The following is a 20,028-nucleotide window of genomic DNA, read 5'->3' as shown; positions in this document are numbered from 1 at the left end:
TACATGCATGTAATGGCTTTTTTTATGGAAAAAATAATTTTTCATCTGTTTGTCATAAAAACTACTTACTATCTGCACGGTAAAATATTGAAACATAGATAAAATGCTAAATTTCAAAAATAAAGTGTTTTATAATAAAAAAATTACAGTTGTATTTTATTTGTAACAAACAAATAAGGTACACTATGTAAGTATTTTGGATTAAGTGTATTTTGCGGTCGCTTAGTCCAAAATTAAAATAAAAAAGCTATTAAAAGTTTATTTAACTACACGGGAAAATAAAATGAAAATTCAACTTCGCAAAACAGCTCTATCACTTGCTATAGCAGCATGTGTTGGTGTGAGTGGTGCTGCAATTGCAAACGAAACAACTTCTGCAATTAAAGGGCAGATTATGGGCCCTAACGGTAACCCTGCTGCCGGCACTAAAGTAAAAATTTTACATGTGCCTTCTGGCTCTGTTAAAACAACGCAAGTAAATGACGCTGGTTACTTTACTGCTAAAGGTCTTCGTGTTGGCGGCCCTTACAAAGTAATCGTAGACTCAGACATCTACGCTGACCAAGAGTTCAATAATATTATTTTGAACATTGGTAGCGACTACCCTGTTAATACTTCACTTGAAAATATCTCAGATATTGAGCAAATTGTTGTTACAGGTCGCCCTATCAGCACTATGTCTGGTGGTACGGGTCCTGCTTCAACATTTACGTTAAGCGATCTTGAAAATCAACCAGCTATTAACCGTGATTTAAAAGATATTATTCGTATTGACCCTCGTGTTGCTATCGATGATAGCCGTGGTTCAATCAACTGTGGTGGTGGTAACCCACGCTTTAACAGCTTAACCCTTGATGGCGTTCGCATGAACGATAACTTTGGCTTAAGCTCAAACGGTTACCCTACAATTCGCGCTCCATTCTCTTTTGATTCAATCGAGCAAGTAGCAGTAGAATTAGCACCATTTGATGTTCAATATGGTGGTTTTACATCATGTAACATCAATGCAGTTACCAAATCTGGCGGCAACGACATTCACGGTGGTGTATTCTACGATTACACTAACGATTCAATGAAAGGCGATAAGATTGAAGGTAATGACGTTGATAACGGTGACTTCAGTGAAAAGCGTTATGGTTTCAACGTTGGCTTACCACTAATCAATGATACGCTTTTCTTATTCACCTCTTACGAAAAACTTGAAGGTGTTAAACAGTTTAACTATTCATCTTTAGTGTCTTCTGCAGAAATTGATGAAATTAGACAGATTACACGTGATGTTTACGGTTACGAAGCCGGTGCTACACCAGCAAGCTCACCAGTAGAAGATGAAAAAATCTTAGTAAAATTAGATTGGAACATCAACGATGATCACCGTGCTAACCTAATTTATAACTACAATGATGGCTTTACTTTATCGCAATCTGATGCTGATGGTGATGAGCTTGCATTTAACAGCCACTTTTATGAGCAAGGTGCTGAGTTTACTTCAATTGTTGCATCACTTTACTCTGATTGGAATGATGATTTCTCAACTGAAGTTCGCTTAGGTAAATCAGAGCTTGACGCTCGTGTTGAATCTTTAGACGCGGCAAGCAGCTTTGGTGAGTTCCAAATCAATACTAAAGCTGCCACTGTTTACGTAGGTCCTGATGACTCTCGTCAATCAAATGATTTAAACTACGACACCACAACAGCTAAGTTCTCAGGTACTTACTACCTTGATCAACACACGATTACTGCTGGTTTTGAGTATGAAAAGTTAGAAGTATTTAACCAATTCGTACAGCATACTGAGGGTGAGTGGCGTTTTGCATCTATCGATGATTACAAGCAAGGTATAGCAAGTGCTGTGTATTACAATAATGCAGCAGGCACAAATGATCCAACAGATGCAGCTGCTAACTTCGCTTACTCACAAAATACATTCTATGTACAAGATGAATACAGCTTTTCAGATATCGATGCATCATTAACATTTGGTCTTCGTTATGATAGTTATTCAAGCGATGACAAACCAGCATTAAACCAAAACTATACTGATCGCTACGGTTTTAGTAACCAGTCAACGTTTGACGGTATTGATTTAATTCAACCACGTGTAGGTTTTGAGTGGTATGCAACCGATGCACTAGAAGTGCGTGCAGGTGTTGGCTTGTTCTCAGGCGGTAACCCAAATGTATGGTTGTCTAACTCATATTCAAATGATGGCATCACAAATATCGGAGCTAGAATTGGCGATATCAGTAACTCTTACGTAGTAGGTACTGGTGACGATGCTAAAACATTTGTAGATTTATTTGATACACCGAATGTAAACGGTGGTACGCCAGGTTATGAAGTTCCACAAGATATGTTTGATAAAGTAGCGAATACTGAAATTGGTTCAGGTGATGCTACAACAAATGCAGTAGATCCTAACTTTGAAATTCCATCAGAATGGAAATATTCGATTGGTGCAACCTACACTACTGAAAACGATTATGTAATTGCTCTAGATTACCTTTACACTGATAAGCGCGATGCAGCTACATTACGAGATATCGCACTTCGCCCTACTGGTGAAGTAAGTTTTGACGGTCGTCCATTGTATGAATCAATTGAAGGTCGTGATGGCGAGCTATTATTGACTAATGTTAACGGTGATAGCGGTTCATCATCAATTATTTCAGCAGCAGTAAGCAAAGCATTCGATAACGGCGTAAGTATGCAGTTCTCTTACGCTTACACTGATGCTGATGATGTAAACCCAATGACTAGTTCTGTAGCCAGCTCAAACTACGGTAACCTAGCAACATCAAACCCGGGTAACCCTGGCGTGGCATCTTCTGATTACGAAATCCCACATCGCTTTACATTAAACCTAGGTTATAAGCACGAGTTCTTTGATGGTTATAACACTCGCTTCAACCTATTTGGTGAAGCATACAAAGGTTTACCTTATAGCTTCACATTTAACGGAAGCGATAGTGCATTTGGTGACGCAAACTCTAATCGCTCGCGTCAATTGCTATATGTACCGCTTGAAAACGATCCTAATGTGATCTACGACATGAGTGCTGATGAAATCAACGAGTTTAACGACTTTATCGCATCTGAAGGTCTTAAGCGTGGTGAAATCGCAGGTCGTAACCAACAGAACTCTGATTGGTTCGTTAAATTTAACTTTAAAATTACTCAAGAGTTACCAGGCTTTATGGACGGCCATAAAGGTGAAGCATTCTTCGTAATCGATAACTTAACTAATATGTTAAACGATGACTGGGGTGTATTAAGAAAAGGCTCATTCGTAGGTAATAGAATGCTTAAAGTTAAAACGAATGATCAAGGTCAATACGTCTACTCAGACTTCAGTGCACGTAGTGCTGAGCAATCTGTTCAACGCGATGCCTCTTTATGGGAAATGCGTGTAGGTGTTCGTTACACGTTCTAATTTGATTAATTAAATTAGTCTATTTAAAAGCCCACTTTGTGGGCTTTTTTATGCCTGTAATTTATTTTTTAATTTTTCAAAAATAGCGATTAACTGGCTTTGTTCATCATCCGACAAGCAGCTTAATAATGCACGCTCCCACTGCAATGCCTGTGGCGTTATTTTTTCATACAAAGCCATGCCCTTATCAGTTAACATTAAAAATGCAGCGCGCTTATCATACTTATTTAACTCACTATAAATAAGCCCTTCATCTATTAGCGTTTTTACTGCCCTTGATACTGTCGACTTATCCATATCTGCTTGAATACATAACTGTTTTGCTGTGCTTTGGCCTGATTGCGCTAAATTAGCCATTATTCGCCACTGAGGAATAGTTAAATCAAACTCTTTTTTATAAATACTCGAAAAATCATTACTTACCTGTGTTGCTAAGTGTGTTATTTGATAGGGTAAAAATGTCGTTAAATCTATTTTCATATTGAATCACTTATTTATTTACATACGACTTTTATCTGTTCACTTTTATTTACAACGGTCATAAGCAGTGTATTTGATATTAGTCTCACTTGAGAGTATCTTAGCGTAAATAACAAAAACATAACACTCCCCCACTTTCACAGGAGTCTGTAATGGCGACACGATTAAACTACATGACCGGCTTTGGCAATGAATTTGAAACCGAAGCGCTGCCTGGTGCATTACCGATTGGGCAATTCAGTCCGCAAAAAGTAAAATATGATTTATACGCGGAGCAATTCAGTACCACTGCATTTACCGCTCCGCGCTCTGATAACCGCCGCACTTGGATGTATCGTATTCGCCCATCGGTTGTGCAAGGCGATTATACAGCCATAGACAATGGCTTAATTAGAACCGCTCCCATTACCGAAGTACCGACTCCACCAACTATGCTCCGCTGGGATCCAATTGATATACCAGCAGAACCCACTGACTTTATCGATGGCTTAATCACTATGGCTGCCAATGGCAGCGCGAATGGGCAAGCCGGTATTGGTATTCATGTGTATGTCGCCAATAAATCCATGGACAAGCGCTTTTTTTATAATGCCGATGGAGAAATGTTATTTGTACCGCAACAAGGTGAACTACTACTTAAAACAGAACTTGGGCATTTAACTATTAAAGCCGGCGAAATTGCCGTTATTCCGCGTGGTATTAAATTTCAAGTAATGTTACTAACCGACACTGCCCGTGGCTATATTTGTGAAAACTACGGCCATGCCTATGTCCTTGCTGAGCGCGGCCCTGTGGGTGCCAACGGTTATGCGAATGATCGTGACTTTCACTATCCAGTAGCGGCTTTTGAAGATATTGAGGGTGATTTTGAACTGATTGCTAAATTTAATGGCAATATGTTTCGTTGTGATATTGGTCATTCTCCTCTGGATGTTGTTGCTTGGACAGGCAATAGTGCGCCTTATAAATACGACTTAGCTCGCTTTAATGTCATGAATACCGTTAGCTTTGATCACCCCGACCCTTCAATCTTTACCGTACTCACTTCACCATCGGGTACTGAGGGCGTTGCGAATATCGATTTTGCTATTTTCCCACCGCGTTGGATGGTGGCTGAAAACACTTTCCGCCCGCCTTACTATCACCGTAATATTATGAGTGAGTTTATGGGCTTAATAGAAGGGGTATATGATGCAAAAGAGCATGGCTTTGTGCCAGGTGGCATGAGCTTACATAACTGTATGTCGCCGCATGGTCCTGAAGCAGACGTATTTGAAAAAGCGTCAAACGCCGATTTAGAGCCACAACGCTACGATAATACGTTGGCGTTTATGTTTGAGTCACGTTATGTAATATCGCCGACTAAATACGCATTAGAAGGTAAAGAGCGTCAAGCTAATTACACTGATTGCTGGCGCACAATCAAAAAACACTTTAATGGCAATCAAGGATAATAAGATTATGAAGCTTTATACTTATTTTCGCTCATCTGCAGCGTATCGTGTTCGAATCGCATTAAATCTAAAAAATATTGATCATCAATTGGTACCTGTTAACTTATTAAAATCAGAACAACAAAGCACAGATTACTTACAGAAAAACCCTCAAGGGCTGTTACCGGCTTTAGAAACAGAAGACGGCGTATTAGGTCAATCTCTAGCAATTTTAGAGTACCTTGAAGAGCAATACCCTGAAACACCATTACTGCAAGGTAATGCTTGGCAAAAAGCACACATTCGCAATTTAAGTTATGCAATTGCCTGTGATATCCATCCTATTGATAATTTGCGAGTGCTTAAATATTTAAGTAGTGAACTTAATGTTGATGATGAAGCAAAAAATAAGTGGTACCGACACTGGGTTGAAGTTGGTTTTGATAAAATAGAACGCATGCTTGATAGCAAAAATACATTTTGCGCAGGCGACTCGCCAAGCTTAGCTGATGTATGTTTAGTGCCACAGGTATTTAATGCCATTCGCTTTAAAGTAGATATGGCTGCCTACCCTAAAATAGCAGCCGTTTATCAGCGTTGTAATGAGTTGACCGCCTTTATTGATGCAGCCCCAGAAAATCAACCCGACGCAAACTAACTTTTTAACGCACTGTGTATTACAGTGACGTGCTCAATTAAGTCTAAGCCCAGATCAGTTAAATAACCGCCATCTGGGCTATCAATAACGCCTTTATCAAACAAACGTTGTGCTGCGCTCAGTAAAGCGGGTTCAGCATCTGAATGGAGTTTAATGCCCTGCATTTTGCTTTCGCGTGGGAATTTGGCAAGTAGTGTAAATTCGTCAATCATCGTTTGATTAAATAGCATATGTGTTCACCTTTTTATTGTTCTGTGTTTTACTGAAGTTGTCTTACTTACCCTAGCATGTTTTTTTGCTAAGTGTAGTTATTTTAAACACCTTGAGGTTATTCATGCGTTATTATTTTACTTTTATTATTGCTGTTTTATGCTTGTGTTTTTCAGCTTTAAGCTACGCTAACACAATACAAACGCTTCCTATTGTTGATGCTACCCAGCTTATAAACACTAATACTGAGTGCTGGTATGATAATAAACGCTATAGCGAAGGTGCCATACTGCAAGTTCATTCTGTTACCCTTATTTGTGCTGCTAAATACCCCCAACATAACAACAGTCAGTTAATTTGGCTAAAGCTCGATAAACAAGGTAACCTTATTTATCCTAAGAAGCCCTCTACTATTACTGTAAATTAATCAAGATTAACAATCTGGGATTTGTCAGCCATCTCTAAACTATTAAGATGCGGTGGGATACGCTACAATACATGCAGTTTAAAAAAGCAGTGTGACTATGAATAATCAACCAAAAAACCCGCTTCATGGGGTAACTTTAGAGCAAATTCTTGTTGAACTAGAACAACGTTTAGGCTTCAAAGCAATGGGCGAGCAAGTAAATATCAAATGTTTTACAGATTCGCCAAGTATAAAATCAAGCTTAAAATTTTTACGTAAAACGCCTTGGGCAAGAGATAAAGTAGAAGCGCTTTATATCCATACCATTAATAACAAGCCGTTACGTAAGCCTAGAAATAAACCGACTAAGCAGTCAGAATCCTCACAACCTGATACATCAGGTTTTGTATGGCCTTCTATTAAAAAATAAAAGGCTCATAAAATAACAATGGCGTAATACATACGCCTTTCTAATCAGGTGTTTGCTCTTGGCATATTACATTTAACGACGCTGGGTGAATTCTCACCACCACTTTATCTGCAGATTTAACCTCGCCATCAATCACGTAATTTAGCGTTTCATCTGCGCTTATTTCTACACGTTTTGCATTGGTATAATGCGAGTTAATAGCAAGATGCGTTTGCGTAATACTGCTAAACATCAGCTCAGCAATACTTAATACCGTGGTTTCATTATCTTTGTTTGGCGTTAGCCAATTTACATCCAATAACCCATCGCGGTGGTCGGGTTGCCCGCCCCCTTGCGCTAATAACGTAGTGAATGGGGCAGCATTTGCCACAATAAAACTATTTGTATTAATAGTCTCAGGCTCATTATCATCTAATTTAACTATTAGCTGTTGCGCTTTATTTTCGCCAAATGAGTGTAAAAAACCATTTAAATAAGCAAGTTGACCTGATTTATTTTTAGACTCTCGATCCGCTTTTTCAATCATTGCATGCTCAAAACCAATACCAATTAATAATAGCATCAGCTCATCATTACAATACGCGGTATCAATAAGGTTAGCTTGACCATCAATGATTAAATCACATGCTTGCTCAACAGGAATAAATTTAGATTTTATCCCCATTAATACATGAGCGAGTGCATTTGCTGTGCCCAGTGGTATTATTCCTAATCGACAAGACGTACCTACCAACACACTGGCAACCTCAGTTACAGTTCCATCGCCACCACAAGCAATAATAATATCGGGGTGGCTTTCTATAGCCTGTTTAGCCAATGTAATGCCATTTTGTTCTGGCGTAGTTTTTAAAATGGTTAAATCGTAATACGCAGATAAACGCGCAACAATTAAATGCTCTTTTTCAGACCACAACTTAGTGCCTGAAACCGGATTAGCAATTAAGTACGCTTTGTTTTTTATCAGTAGCTCCCCCTTACGGTGGCGCTTAACTAAATGGCGTAATTGGCGTTTGTTAAGGTTCGCAGTTTCACGTGTTTCTTTTATTTGTGCAAGAATATCATGCACATCCGCATCTTTATTTTGACTCAATAAATATGCCGCCATAACAAACACCGAGCGTCCACGCCCTAATGCACAATGCACCACAACACGACGGTCTTTTTTAATATGATGATGTATCCAGTTAATGGCTTGGTTTAACTGTGAGTGTGTAGGCACACTGTGATCAAGAACAGGAATATTTAAATAATCGATATTTTCTTGCGTAGATGTCCATTCAAGGCCATCAAATTCACAGGTAACGTCCAAAATAGCGGTAATGCCATTTTCTTTCAATGTGTCTATATCAGAGGGGAATAAACGACATGCTAAAAATAGGTTATCATTTATTTGCTGAATAGGCGGTACTTTGTCACGCTTACGTGACCATGCATTATAAATTTGCGCACCTAATAAAAAAGGCACAAAGGCCCAGCGAATGTAAAAAGGGATAACGCCATTTTCGCGTTTTCTAAATACTTTCCCTGCGTTGAAAAAATAAGCGCCGCTGACTAATAGTAGCGAAAGTGCGGTCCAAAAAAACACAACTGCAAAGTAAATGGAGTTAACCGTTAATCCCAATACTATAAATACCAATGCTGTTACAAGATAACTTACTGCAGCCCACATAATTTTTCCTTTTTATTGGTGTTACACTTTTAAATGATCATCATATCCAGCAATCATTATGCCATAGTAAACTTAGGTAGTAACTTAGCTAGCTACCTGCTCTGTATCGATAGTTCTAAGTTAAATCAACATAAGAAAGATTAACATGGTATGCAGTTTTTACATCTCATCGAATAAATTATTCACAGTATGATAAAAGCATACTATGCTCTTTGATTGCTATCTATATAAAAAATTTTGATAAATTTTAATTTTCAACTTTTTGCATCTAAATATCGTGTTTACTCGTTCTAATACTAATAATAAAAAATAGGATAATTATGGAAAATAACGAATTACTTTCTTTGCTGTGTGCAACAGCACAAGGAGACAAACATGCTTTTTCACGTTTATATCAGAAAACGAGCGGCAAACTCTTTGCAATTAGTTTTAATATGTTGTCTAACAGAGCTCATGCTGAAGAAGCACTACAAGATGCCTTTATTAAAGTTTGGCATAATGCGTCTGAGTATAACGCCTCCAAAGGAACTGTAATAAGCTGGATGATTAGTATTATTCGCTACAGAAGCCTTGATCTACTCAGGTATTATAAAGTCCGTAAGGAAGAACCCTTAGCTGAGAATCAACAAGATACTCACATCGTTGATGTCAATTATGATGAAAACACTAAATTAGTCGACTGTATCGAACAACTAGAACCACAACAAAAGCATGCTATCCACCTTGCCTACTACAAAGGGTTAAGCCATAGAGAACTCGTGAATCATATTGACACACCATTAGGAACAGTTAAGAGCTGGATTCGCAGAGGTTTAGTACAGTTACAAAGGTGTTTAACAATATGAACTATAACAAACCAGAATTACTTAACTCGCTTGCTGCAGAGTATGTACTTGGCACATTAACAGGCTTGGCGCGTAAACGTTTTCAGCGACTCATGCTAGTTTCAAATAAAGCGAGAGAAGCGACCAATATATGGGAGCAAAACCTTAATAACCTAGCGAGTGCTATTAGCCCACAAACACCATCAGATGCCACATGGCATGAGATAATGCGGCGTATCGAAAATAAACCACAATTAGAAAAATCACAGCTAATAATAAAACCTTCTATTTGGCGTGCATGGTCATTTTTAGCGACCGCCGCATGTATTATTTTAGCTGTTTTAGTTACTCAACCTACTACCAACAGTAAGCAGACACAACAAATAGCTTTAGTAAAAAATCAAACTGAGCAACCGTTGTGGTTTATAAATGTAAGTAACCATAAGCTCTCTATTAAAGCGAGTAACCAACTAATAGCGCGAACAGATAGAGACTACGAACTGTGGATGATACTTAAAGGGCAAGATACCCCTGTCTCCCTTGGTTTATTACCCAAAAATGGCGATAAAACTATTCTCAAAAGTAAACTATTTAAAGCAACCGACATAACATTATTAGCGGTTAGTTTAGAACCCGTTGGCGGTTCACCGAATGGTTTACCTACTGAGATACTATACACCACAGAATTAGTACTTTTATAAACTGATGCTGGTCGCTTTACTTCAAGCGATCAGCATAAAAAGTAACAAAAAATAAATACTTTTAACTTTTTTGCATCCACTTAACTATCCTGTCCGTTATTAGCTATGACTTCAAACAAAACTAAAGGACAAAGTCATGAAAGCTTTTACTCCATCAATACTTGCAGTAATGGTATGCAGTACATTTATAAGTGCACCAAGTGAAGCATCTAGCCATAGAGAAGCACCAAATATAAGCCGCTTCCCAACTTTAGACTCTACCGATTTTTATATATTTAATAGTTATGAGCAAGGCCGAGGCGATTACGTAACCCTCATCGCAAACTACATTCCTTTACAGGATGCTTATGGTGGCCCAAATTACTTTGCAATGGACCCTGATGCTACTTATAGCATCCACATTGACAATGATGGAGATGCTATAGAAGATATTACATTTGCGTTTAACTTTGAAAGTATGCTGCCAAATGATAATCAAGGGGTACAACTGACTGTAGGACCAGAGGGTAATCAGCGGACCGTTTCAGTACCTCTTAAAAATGTTGGCGGCATCTCTGCAGGTAATGACGCTGCTGTAAACTTTAGCGAGTCCTACAGTATGACCATGATCAGCGGACCACAACGAACTGGCACTACCACAACCCTAAATAATACCACTACAAACTCTAGCTCGTTCTCTAAACCACTTGATTATGTAGGTAATAAAACCTTTGGATCGATGACAGAATATCAAGCCTATGCTGATCAGTTTGTCTATCAAGTTGCCATACCCGACTGTGAAGGCATGGCGAGAGTTTTTGTCGGTCAACGTAAAGACCCATTTGTAGTTAACTTAGGTAAAACTTTTGATTTAGTTAATTATGTTCCAGTTGAAGGTGACAGCTCGCCAGGGGCAGCCGATGGTGGAGGTTTCCCAGGCGGTATAACCCAATCAGCCGATAATGATGATCTCGCAGACAAAAATGTTACGTCAATAGCTATTGAAGTACCAAAAGCCTGCATTGTAGGCGAAGGTAATCAAGTCATTGGTTCGTGGACAACAGCTAGTTTACCTCAAGCTCGCGTGCTTAACCCTAATGCAAAATTTGCAAATAATGCGGTTAATGGAGGGGCATTGACTCAGGTTTCTCGATTAGGTAACCCGCTAGTCAATGAGCTTGTAATTGGCATTAAAGATAAAGATACATTCTCAACATCTCACCCTAAAGACGATGGACAATTTTTAGATTATGTATCACACCCCTCTTTACCCGAGCTTCTGAATATCTTATTTAAAGATGCGGTTAATACAACACTAGGTGCTAGCCTAGAGACTCTTGCGCCCACTAATTTTCCACGCACAGATTTAATTACTGCATTTTTGACAGGCTTTGCAGGGGTAAACCAACAAGCAACGGTAACACCTTCAGAAATGCTGCGTCTAAATACCGCTATTGCAGCGACTGCGCAGGCCGACCAATCAGCATTTGGCGTTGCAGGTGACGACTTAGCTGGTTTCCCGAATGGACGACGCCCTGGTGATGATGTTGTAGATATTGCGCTACGAGTTGTAATGGGGCGTTTGTGCCACCCTATCCCCGTTGCAGGTACAGATACTGATTTAGGGCTGTGTACTCCAGAAGATGCAAACGTAGGCACTGTGCCATTTACTGATGGCGCACCTGTTAATGCATCAATGATGAATGCCACATTCCCTTACCTTGCAACGCCGCTTGCAGGCTCTAAATAAGGAGTGAACTAATGCATAATCTAAATTTACGTCATGTCTGTATACTATCTGTAAGCCTGATTATGGCAGCATGCAGTAACGATGACGACAAAAATAAATCACCAACTATAACCAACTCTGCGCCCTCAGCAAGTGATGTAATACTCACCACTCAAACAGAGGTCAGTATCTCTGATATGCTCAGAGCCACTGATATAGATGGCGACACATTAAGTTACTCACTATCAAGTGAGCCTACGTTAGGTGTTGTTGAAGTAAATAGCGATGGTAGTTTTACTTACACCCCTAATAAAGAGACAACAGGTACAGACAGCTTTATGTTTGGCGTAAGCGATGGCATAAGTTCACAAGTAAACGCCACTGTGAGCATCACTATTGAAGCGTTGCAAGTTGAATTTGCACAGTTTGCTACGGATGCTTTAAATCAACAGCCTACGGCTGAGCCATTGTCTGTGAATGGTAGAGTATTTACCAATACAGATACTGATGTTGGTGATCTGATTTCAGCAAACGGAAATTAATCAATCAACTGACTAGCCAAGGAAGGCTAACTTTTAGGAGAAAATAATGCACTTACCTTTATATTTGCCATTCACTTTTATCGCTGTCTTTTTAATGCCGCTCACTCTACAAGGCGCACCTTTTGTACCAAAGGATGATGCAGTTATTGCAACTAGTAACACTAAATTAAAAGCATCTCTTTCTGTTGAAGAGATAAAGAACTTACTCGACAACAGTCAATTCTCAGGCCAATCTGAGCGGTTACAAGGGGCCCTTAAAACACATTTGGTAAAGCTATATCAGGAAAACCCCACTTCAGAAGTAAGCTATCTGTATGCACGTATATTACAAAAAGAACATTTATTCGAGCAAGCCATAAATATTGCAAAAGAGGCAATAGATGACGATCCTAACCATGTTAATAGCCATTTACTACTAGCAAATATTTTTATGACGCAAGGGCGTTTTGAAGCAGCAACAAAACACTGTATATCTTTAATTGGTTTAGTAAGTACCCTCACTGCAAGTACCTGTGTGCTTGATATACAAAGCCAACACAAAAATGTTCAACAAAGCTATCAATCGCTATTAAAAATAGTTGATAACAAAGAAACAAATCTTGCAACCAAGCATGTGTTAAGTGAAATGAGTTACCGAATGGGTCACTATAAAAAAGCACTCTCTCATATTAATCATATAAAATTATCGAACATGCCTGTGAGCCTTGTTGTTTTATGGGCTGATATTCAGCTTAGACTTAATAACTCTGAGCATATTATTAACAGCCTAAGCACATTGGTTGACGATAATACTAATTTAGAGGATGCGCTGTTGCTTAGGCTAGCTATTGCAGAAAAAGATCTAAAAACACACGGGCAAAAATGGCAAAAAATGATGGCTGAAAGAGTCTCTTTACGCGAAATTCGCCAAGATACTTTCCACGCCAGTGATCTAGCTAAATATTACATTAATATTCAGCCAAACCCCGACAAAGCATTGTACTGGGCAAACATTAATTGGCAACAAGCAAAGATGAGTATGGATCAGCAGTTACTTAAAGATGCACAAGCAATGCTACGAGGTAAGCTATGAGATCAACTTATCTATGTTTTTTCGCTTTATGTTTGTTCGCTTTTACAAACAATGGCTTTGCACACCAGTTAAGTACCAGTTATATCGTGTTAAATAACAATATAGATAAAACGCAATATATTGGTCACTGGCAAATCAGTATCGCTGACTTAGAACATGCAGTAGCACTTGATTTAAACAACGATGGGCAAATTACATGGGCCGAAATAAAAGCAAAACGTAGCTCACTTACTCAATTTGTTGAACAAAACATAAGTTTTACCCAAGACTTAAAAGCCTGCCTTTTAAATAATGAAGGCCCGTTTAAGCTCGATACTCACTTTAATCAACCTTATTTGCAAATTCCTATTCGCTTTTATTGCGATAATAACACTACAACCTTACTTACATACTCAGCTTTTTTTAACCGCGATGCTAGCCATAAATCTATCGTTAACATCAACGGTGTGTCGCGTGTATTTGACTATCATAACCAAAAACAAGCATTTAATTTTGAACAAACAAGCTACCTAGAAACCTTCAATCAATATGTTTACCAAGGCGTGTTACATATTTGGATTGGTATAGACCATATTTTATTTTTAATTGTATTGTTACTTACTTGCGTGTTGGTAAGACGAGATAAAACATGGCAAAGAAGTAGCTCTAAAATAAAAATCATAAAACACACTGCATGGATAGTCACCGCGTTCACACTGGCACACTCTATTACGCTTACAGCCACAGCTATGAACCTTGTCTCCCCAAATAGTCGCTGGGTAGAATTAGGAATTGCAGTGTCAGTATTGTTTGCAGCACTTAATAATGTTTGGCCCGTCGTAATACGTTTAGGCTGGCTTACTTTTGGTTTTGGATTACTTCATGGGATGGGATTTGCAAGTGTCCTCGGTGAACTAGGCTTGTCAGAAGACTACCAGCTGCTAAGTATTATTGCTTTTAACCTCGGTGTTGAATTGGGTCAACTGAGTATTTTGTGTCTCAGTTTACCAATACTTATTTACCTAAGAAACTATAATTGGTATCAAAAGTGGTTAATGCCTTCAGGTTCAATCTTGGTTGCTCTAATCGCTCTGCAATGGTCAATAGAGCGTTATTAATGAATAACATTTAGGCTAACCCACAAAAAGGTTAGCCTAATTTTCCTCTGCTCATTCTTATTCTAATTTTTATCAAATGGCATAAGTAATGTTTTCATTGCTGGACGTAGTGCGATAAGCACGGTTTCTTCTGTTAACTCAGGAAACAGCATTTTTCGTAATAACAATCCTGCCATCACTGAAAAAATCACATTAATACGGCTCTCTAATTCTTGCTCTGAGTGTGATTTTATTAAACTGCTTTCACTCACTAATAAATCCCGCATTCTGTTACGTGCTTGCGTGTCAGCCTCGCGTAGTAGTAAAGCAACTTTTTTGTTTCTACTCGCCTCTGCCATCATATCTAGGTCAATAACGCAGGCCCCAGTGTCCATATGACGCTGTACGCCATGATGTAGACCATCAAGTAACACAGTTAAAATATCACCAGGTTGATCTTCAAACTCTTGAAATATGGAGAACATTTCTTCCATATCTTTTTCAATAATACTTTCGATTATTGCTTCTTTACTATCAAAATAGTTATAAATATGGCCTGCGCTCATACCTGCTGTTCTTGCTATTTCAGCCATACCTGCGCCATGATAACCTTTGCGATGAAAGCAATCAGCAGCCGCTGTTAATACCTGTTCACGACGCGCTTGTGCTTGCACCGGATCAAGGTGTTTTTTATTTTTAGAATTCATTCGAAACTCCATTATCGAGTCACTAGACTCGAAACGTCTAACGTTTACCCTTGATAATAAAGAGGTAAACGTTAAACGGTATCACTTTACTACAGATAAACCAGCCATAACTCACCGGTTTAATGCATGCTAATTACTTTGATCGGTAGTTACTTCCCACCCACCACCAACGGCTTTGTACAAATTAATTTGACTTGCAAGCAAAGCTTGTTGACCGGTGATCAGTTGTTGCTTTGCGCTATACCAAGTTCGCTGAGCGTCGAGCACTTGTAAAAAGCTATCGACCCCTTTATCGTATCGCGCCTGTGACAAGTCATAGGTTATTTTTCGGCTTTGTAGTAGCTGTTCAAGTGCGCTTAATTGGGCATTGTAACCCTCTCTATCAGCAAGCACGTCAGCAACTTCACGAAACGCTTGCTGAATTTTTTGCTGATACGTTGCTACAGCAACTTGTTGCTCTGCATTAGCGACATCTAAATTAGCTTGGTTACGTCCCATATTAAAAATAGGCAAATTTACCGACGGCATAAAGCTCCACGTACCTGATCCTGCATCAAATAAATTACTTAAATCACGTGATGCTGTTCCTGCATTGGCTGTTAAACTAATACTTGGGTAAAACGCTGCCCGCGCAATCCCTATATTGGCATTTGCGGCAAATAATTGATGCTCGGCCGCTTTTATATCAGGACGCTGTGTTAGTAAATCAGACGGAAGGCCGACAGGAACAGCCGGTAAATCAAGTAATGAGTTCAACTCTTTAGTCGGTAGTAAGTCCTGCCCCACCGGATTACCTACTAATAAATCAAGCGCATTTTTATCACGTTTTAATAAACGCTTATACTTTGCAATATCAACCTTTGCAGTAGCTACGGTACTTTTTAATTGCTCTAGGGTAATTTCAGAGGTAGCCCCTAAATCAACACTTTTCTGCGTTAAAGATAAAGAAGCTTGCTGCGATGACAACGTCTCTTGAGCTAAAGCAAGTAATTGCTGATCGGTCGCATAATTAAGCCACGCATTTGCCAGTTCAGAAATTAACGATACCTGCATGCTATATTCACTAAGCTGCGTAGAATAAAGCGTTTGTAATGCTTGCTCAGATTGATTACGCACTTTGCCCCATAAATCTAATTCATAAGCAGTCATGCCCACAGTTGCACTGTATTGGGAGCTAATTTGAGGCTGATCACTTGCTGATAAATCAGCTGGCAAGCGCTGACGACTGCCTGATGCATTGAAATCGAGCGAAGGATATAACGCTGAATCTTCGATCTGATATAAACCACGCACTCGTTGCACATTAAGTGCTGCTATTTGCAGGTCTTTATTGTGCTCAAGGCTTAATGATATCAGTGCTTTGAGCTTTTCATCATTAAAAAACTGCTGCCATTTTAATGACGAAACTTGTCCTTTGCCTGCCTCTGATGCATACGCATCAGGGACAGGTAAATTAAGCGCTTCTTGCTGAGGAGCTAACTGACATCCAGATAAAATGGCTAAAGTTAAAGCACTAAAACTAATTGTTCTTACACTCATTAAACTTCCTCCTGCGAGGTGGTTTTAGCTTTACCTGAAAACAGTCTACGTACCAAAACAAAAAACAACGGTACAAAAATTACCACCAGTGATGAAGCTGCAAGTGTTCCGCCTATAATTGAAATACCTAAGGCGTTTTGAGCACCAGAGCCTGCACTCGAGGCTATTGCAAGCGGTAAAACACCACAGATAAATGCCATTGAGGTCATTAAAATAGGACGTAAACGAAGTCGTACAGCTGCAATGGCTGAATCTACCAAACTTAAGCCTTCATCCATTTTATGGGTGGCAAATTCAACAATTAATATCGCATTTTTAGAGGCAAGCCCTATGGTGGTTAATAAGCCAACTTGAAGGTAAATATCATTTGATAAGTTACCTAAGAAAGCAGCCATAACAGCCCCCAATATACCCAGAGGTACAATCATCATTACTGCAAATGGGATAGACCAACTTTCATAAAGTGCAGCTAAACACAAAAATACAAATAATAGTGAAAGACCATAAAGAAGCGGCGCTTGACCACCACTTGAACGTTCTTGGAATGAAATACCAGTCCATTCAGAGGAAATACCATTAGGTAACTGCTTAACTAAGCGCTCCATTTCATCCATAGCCTCACCTGTACTGTAACCAGGCGCAGCACTACCTTGAATTTCCATAGCTGAAAAGCCGTTATAGCGCTCTAAACGAGGCGAGCCATATGACCAATATGAACTAGCAAACGCTGAGAATGGCACCATGTCGCCGCTTTTATTTCGCACATACCATTTATTGAGATCTTCAGGCACCATGCGCGCATCGGCCTTACTTTGCAGATATACCTTTTTAACACGGCCACGGTCGATAAAATCGTTCACATAACTGCTACCCCAAGCAGTAGAAAGCGTACTGTTAATATCACCTTGTGATACACCAAGGGCTTCTGCTTTTGCAAGATCAATATCCAGTTGTAATTCAGGCATATCTTCTTGCCCGTTTGGACGAACACCTGCCAGTATTGGACTTTGACTAGCCATACCCAATAACTGATTACGCGCCTTTAATAGCTCATCGTGACCTAAACCAACCCGGTCTTGTAAAAACATATTAAAGCCGTTGGCAGTGCCAAGTTCAATAATTGCCGGAGGTGGGAATGCAAATACAAGCGCCTCTTTTATCGTTGAAAAATAGCCCATGCCTTTTCCTGCAACCGCCCCAACTGATAAGTCGTCACGTTGGCGCTCATCCCAGTGCTTTAAGCTCACAAAACCAATGGCTGAGTTTTGTCCTGAGCCTGCAAAACTAAAACCGGTAACTGTGAAGATTGAAGCAACGGCTTCTGACTGTTCTTCTAAATAGTGGTTTTCTACTTTTTTAACCACTTCAAGCGTTTGCTCTGTAGTAGAACCTGCTGGCAGCATTACTTGGCTAAACAAAATACCTTGGTCTTCGTCCGGTAAAAAAGCAGTAGGTAAGCTTGAAAAAATAGTGACCATACCACCGACAATCAAAACATAACTAAGCAAATAACGTTTAGAGTGCTTGATCATTCGCCCAACAAAGCCTTGTGCACCTCTATTAGTTTTATCAAAACCACGGTTGAAGCCTGAGAAAAAACGACCTATAAAGCTACCATCAGTATGCACATGACTCGGTTTTAATAACGTAGCACACAGTGCAGGTGTTAAAATAAGCGCCACTAATACCGATAACCCCATTGCTGTTACCAGCGTTATAGAGAACTGACGGTAAATAACCCCTGTAGAGCCACTGAAAAATGCCATAGGGATAAATACCGCCGACAGCACCATGGCAATACCCACAAGCGCGCCCTTAATTTCATCCATAGACTTTCGAGTTGCTTCGACTGCAGAGAGTTTTTCTTCAGTCATTAAACGTTCTACGTTTTCAACTACCACTATCGCATCATCTACCAGCAAACCTATGGCCAATACCATCGCAAACATAGTGAGCGTATTAATTGAATACCCAAAGGTAAATAGAACGCCAAACGTACCTAGCAGTACCACAGGAACGGCTATAGTAGGGATAATAGTTGCTCTAAAGTTTTGTAAAAATAAGTACATAACAACAAACACTAGTACTACGGCTTCTATTAAAGTATGTACTACTTTTTCAATTGAAAGTGCAACAAAGGGAGTCGTGTCATAAGGCACAACCGCTTCAAGCCCTTGTGGGAAGAAAGGCTTAAGCTCTTCAAGTGCATCCTTTACTCCTTGCGCGGTATCAAGTGCATTAGCGCCACTGGCTAACTTTACACCGAGTCCCGATGCTGGTTTACCATTAAAACGAGCAACCACACCGTAGCTTTCACCGCCCAGTTCAACTTCGGCAACATCTTGCAGGCGAACAGCCGAGCCATCGCTGTTGGTTTTTACTAAAATATCTCTAAATTGCTCTGGTGTTTGTAATCGACTTTGTGCAGTTACAGTCGCATTAAGCTGCTGCCCAGCAAGTGACGGCATACCACCGAGTTGACCTGCTGACACCTGTGCATTTTGTGCTTTAATTGCTGCTGATACATCGCTTGGGGTTAGCTTATAGTTTTGTAATTTAGCCGGATCGAGCCAAATACGCATTGCATATTGAGAGCCAAATAACTCCACTTCACCCACACCATCTACACGTGACACAATGTCTTGCACGTTCGACGATACATAGTCTCCAATATCAATATTAGTCATACTGCCATCTTGCGACACAAAACCAACAACCAGTAAAAAGCTTGATGATGATTTAGCCACTACCACACCTTGGCGCTGTACTTCTTCAGGCAATAATGGCGTAGCGGTCGCTAACTTATTTTGCACTTGTACTTGGGCAATGTCTGGATCGGTCTCGGCATCAAATGTTAGCGTCAGTGTTGCTGATCCGCTCGACTGTGAGGTTGATGACATATATAACAAGCCATCTAAGCCTTTCATTTTTTGCTCAATAACCTGAGTCACCGAGTCTTCTAAAGTACGTGCAGATGCACCAGGGTAGTTAGCCGTAATGGTAATCGCTGGTGGCGCAATAGACGGATATTGGGCAACGGGTAGGCTTTTAACGGCAATAATACCCGCAAGCATAACAACAATTGCCAATACCCAAGCAAAAATAGGCCTATCGATAAAAAATCGTGACATAAAACTCTC

At 39.7% G+C, this 20,028-nt stretch carries 17 protein-coding genes; 11 read left to right on the top strand and 6 right to left on the bottom strand.

Features of this window, described 5'->3' with window-relative positions:
• Positions 1-283 precede the first annotated feature (283 nt).
• Positions 284-3,433: a TonB-dependent receptor gene (locus CWB77_RS06385; RefSeq protein WP_138621909.1), complete on the top strand. Its 3,150-nt coding sequence runs from the start codon at positions 284-286 to the stop codon at positions 3,431-3,433.
• Positions 3,434-3,481: 48 nt separating this feature from the next.
• On the opposite strand, the gene CWB77_RS06380 is transcribed toward CWB77_RS06385, so the two are convergent.
• A complete protein-coding gene (locus CWB77_RS06380; RefSeq protein ID WP_138621907.1) occupies positions 3,482-3,913 on the bottom strand; it encodes a MarR family winged helix-turn-helix transcriptional regulator in 432 nt (143 codons plus the stop codon).
• A gap of 152 nt (positions 3,914-4,065) precedes the next feature.
• Here CWB77_RS06380 and hmgA point away from each other — a divergent pair, with 152 nt between their 5' ends.
• Together hmgA and maiA are read left to right on the top strand one after the other, a co-directional pair.
• Positions 4,066-5,367, top strand: a complete 1,302-nt coding sequence (hmgA, locus tag CWB77_RS06375; RefSeq protein ID WP_055011950.1) for a homogentisate 1,2-dioxygenase — start codon at positions 4,066-4,068, stop codon at positions 5,365-5,367.
• Positions 5,368-5,374: 7 nt separating this feature from the next.
• Positions 5,375-6,004 (top strand): maleylacetoacetate isomerase, encoded by a 630-nt coding sequence (maiA, locus tag CWB77_RS06370; protein WP_138621905.1) that lies wholly within the window; start codon positions 5,375-5,377, stop codon positions 6,002-6,004.
• Here the strand turns inward: maiA and CWB77_RS06365 are convergent.
• The gene (locus CWB77_RS06365) at positions 6,001-6,234 is read right to left on the bottom strand and encodes a TIGR02647 family protein (RefSeq protein ID WP_008464346.1); all 234 of its coding nucleotides are present in this window, start codon (positions 6,232-6,234) and stop codon (positions 6,001-6,003) included. The genes maiA and CWB77_RS06365 overlap by 4 nt on opposite strands.
• Before the next feature lie 104 nt (positions 6,235-6,338).
• On the opposite strand from CWB77_RS06365, the gene CWB77_RS06360 reads away from it, so the two are divergent.
• The gene (locus CWB77_RS06360) at positions 6,339-6,641 is read left to right on the top strand and encodes a DUF1496 domain-containing protein (RefSeq protein ID WP_054201254.1); all 303 of its coding nucleotides are present in this window, start codon (positions 6,339-6,341) and stop codon (positions 6,639-6,641) included.
• A gap of 97 nt (positions 6,642-6,738) precedes the next feature.
• Entirely contained in the window at positions 6,739-7,050 is a 312-nt protein-coding gene (locus tag CWB77_RS06355) for a VF530 family protein (protein ID WP_010389056.1), read from the top strand.
• A 40-nt stretch (positions 7,051-7,090) separates the two neighbouring features.
• Here CWB77_RS06355 and CWB77_RS06350 read toward each other — a convergent pair whose 3' ends face one another.
• Positions 7,091-8,719, bottom strand: a complete 1,629-nt coding sequence (locus CWB77_RS06350) for a diacylglycerol kinase family protein (protein WP_138621904.1) — start codon at positions 8,717-8,719, stop codon at positions 7,091-7,093.
• Positions 8,720-9,039: 320 nt separating this feature from the next.
• On the opposite strand from CWB77_RS06350, the gene CWB77_RS06345 reads away from it, so the two are divergent.
• The 6 genes from CWB77_RS06345 to CWB77_RS06320 all read left to right on the top strand — a co-directional run bounded on the left by CWB77_RS06345 (position 9,040) and on the right by CWB77_RS06320 (position 14,663).
• A complete protein-coding gene (locus CWB77_RS06345; RefSeq protein ID WP_138621902.1) occupies positions 9,040-9,564 on the top strand; it encodes a sigma-70 family RNA polymerase sigma factor in 525 nt (174 codons plus the stop codon).
• Positions 9,561-10,244: an anti-sigma factor gene (locus CWB77_RS06340; RefSeq protein WP_138621900.1), complete on the top strand. Its 684-nt coding sequence runs from the start codon at positions 9,561-9,563 to the stop codon at positions 10,242-10,244. Before CWB77_RS06345 ends, CWB77_RS06340 begins: the two co-directional genes overlap by 4 nt.
• Before the next feature lie 136 nt (positions 10,245-10,380).
• Positions 10,381-11,973: a DUF4331 domain-containing protein gene (locus CWB77_RS06335; RefSeq protein ID WP_010389064.1), complete on the top strand. Its 1,593-nt coding sequence runs from the start codon at positions 10,381-10,383 to the stop codon at positions 11,971-11,973.
• 11 nt (positions 11,974-11,984) lie between these two features.
• Positions 11,985-12,494 carry a cadherin-like domain-containing protein gene (locus CWB77_RS06330; protein WP_010389066.1) on the top strand — a complete coding sequence of 170 codons (510 nt, stop codon included), beginning with the start codon at positions 11,985-11,987 and terminating at the stop codon, positions 12,492-12,494.
• A gap of 46 nt (positions 12,495-12,540) precedes the next feature.
• On the top strand, positions 12,541-13,566 hold the full coding sequence (locus CWB77_RS06325; RefSeq protein WP_138621898.1) for a tetratricopeptide repeat protein: 1,026 nt from the start codon (positions 12,541-12,543) through the stop codon (positions 13,564-13,566).
• Positions 13,563-14,663, top strand: coding sequence for a HupE/UreJ family protein (locus tag CWB77_RS06320; protein WP_109875225.1), 1,101 nt, complete (start codon positions 13,563-13,565; stop codon positions 14,661-14,663). The genes CWB77_RS06325 and CWB77_RS06320 overlap by 4 nt, the downstream gene beginning before the upstream one ends.
• 62 nt (positions 14,664-14,725) lie before the next feature.
• Here CWB77_RS06320 and CWB77_RS06315 read toward each other — a convergent pair whose 3' ends face one another.
• The 3 genes from CWB77_RS06315 to CWB77_RS06305 form a co-directional block, all read right to left on the bottom strand.
• A complete protein-coding gene (locus tag CWB77_RS06315) occupies positions 14,726-15,349 on the bottom strand; it encodes a TetR/AcrR family transcriptional regulator (protein ID WP_010389073.1) in 624 nt (207 codons plus the stop codon).
• Positions 15,350-15,478: 129 nt separating this feature from the next.
• Positions 15,479-16,888 (bottom strand): efflux transporter outer membrane subunit, encoded by a 1,410-nt coding sequence (locus tag CWB77_RS06310; RefSeq protein WP_138621896.1) that lies wholly within the window; start codon positions 16,886-16,888, stop codon positions 15,479-15,481.
• The gene (locus tag CWB77_RS06305; protein ID WP_138621894.1) at positions 16,888-20,019 is read right to left on the bottom strand and encodes an efflux RND transporter permease subunit; all 3,132 of its coding nucleotides are present in this window, start codon (positions 20,017-20,019) and stop codon (positions 16,888-16,890) included. Before CWB77_RS06305 ends, CWB77_RS06310 begins: the two co-directional genes overlap by 1 nt.
• Between the last annotated feature and the right edge of the window lie 9 nt (positions 20,020-20,028).

The organism is Pseudoalteromonas sp. S1610 (assembly GCF_005887465.1).
Taxonomy (GTDB): domain Bacteria; phylum Pseudomonadota; class Gammaproteobacteria; order Enterobacterales; family Alteromonadaceae; genus Pseudoalteromonas; species Pseudoalteromonas undina.
This window is presented reverse-complemented; position numbering and strand designations above follow the sequence as displayed.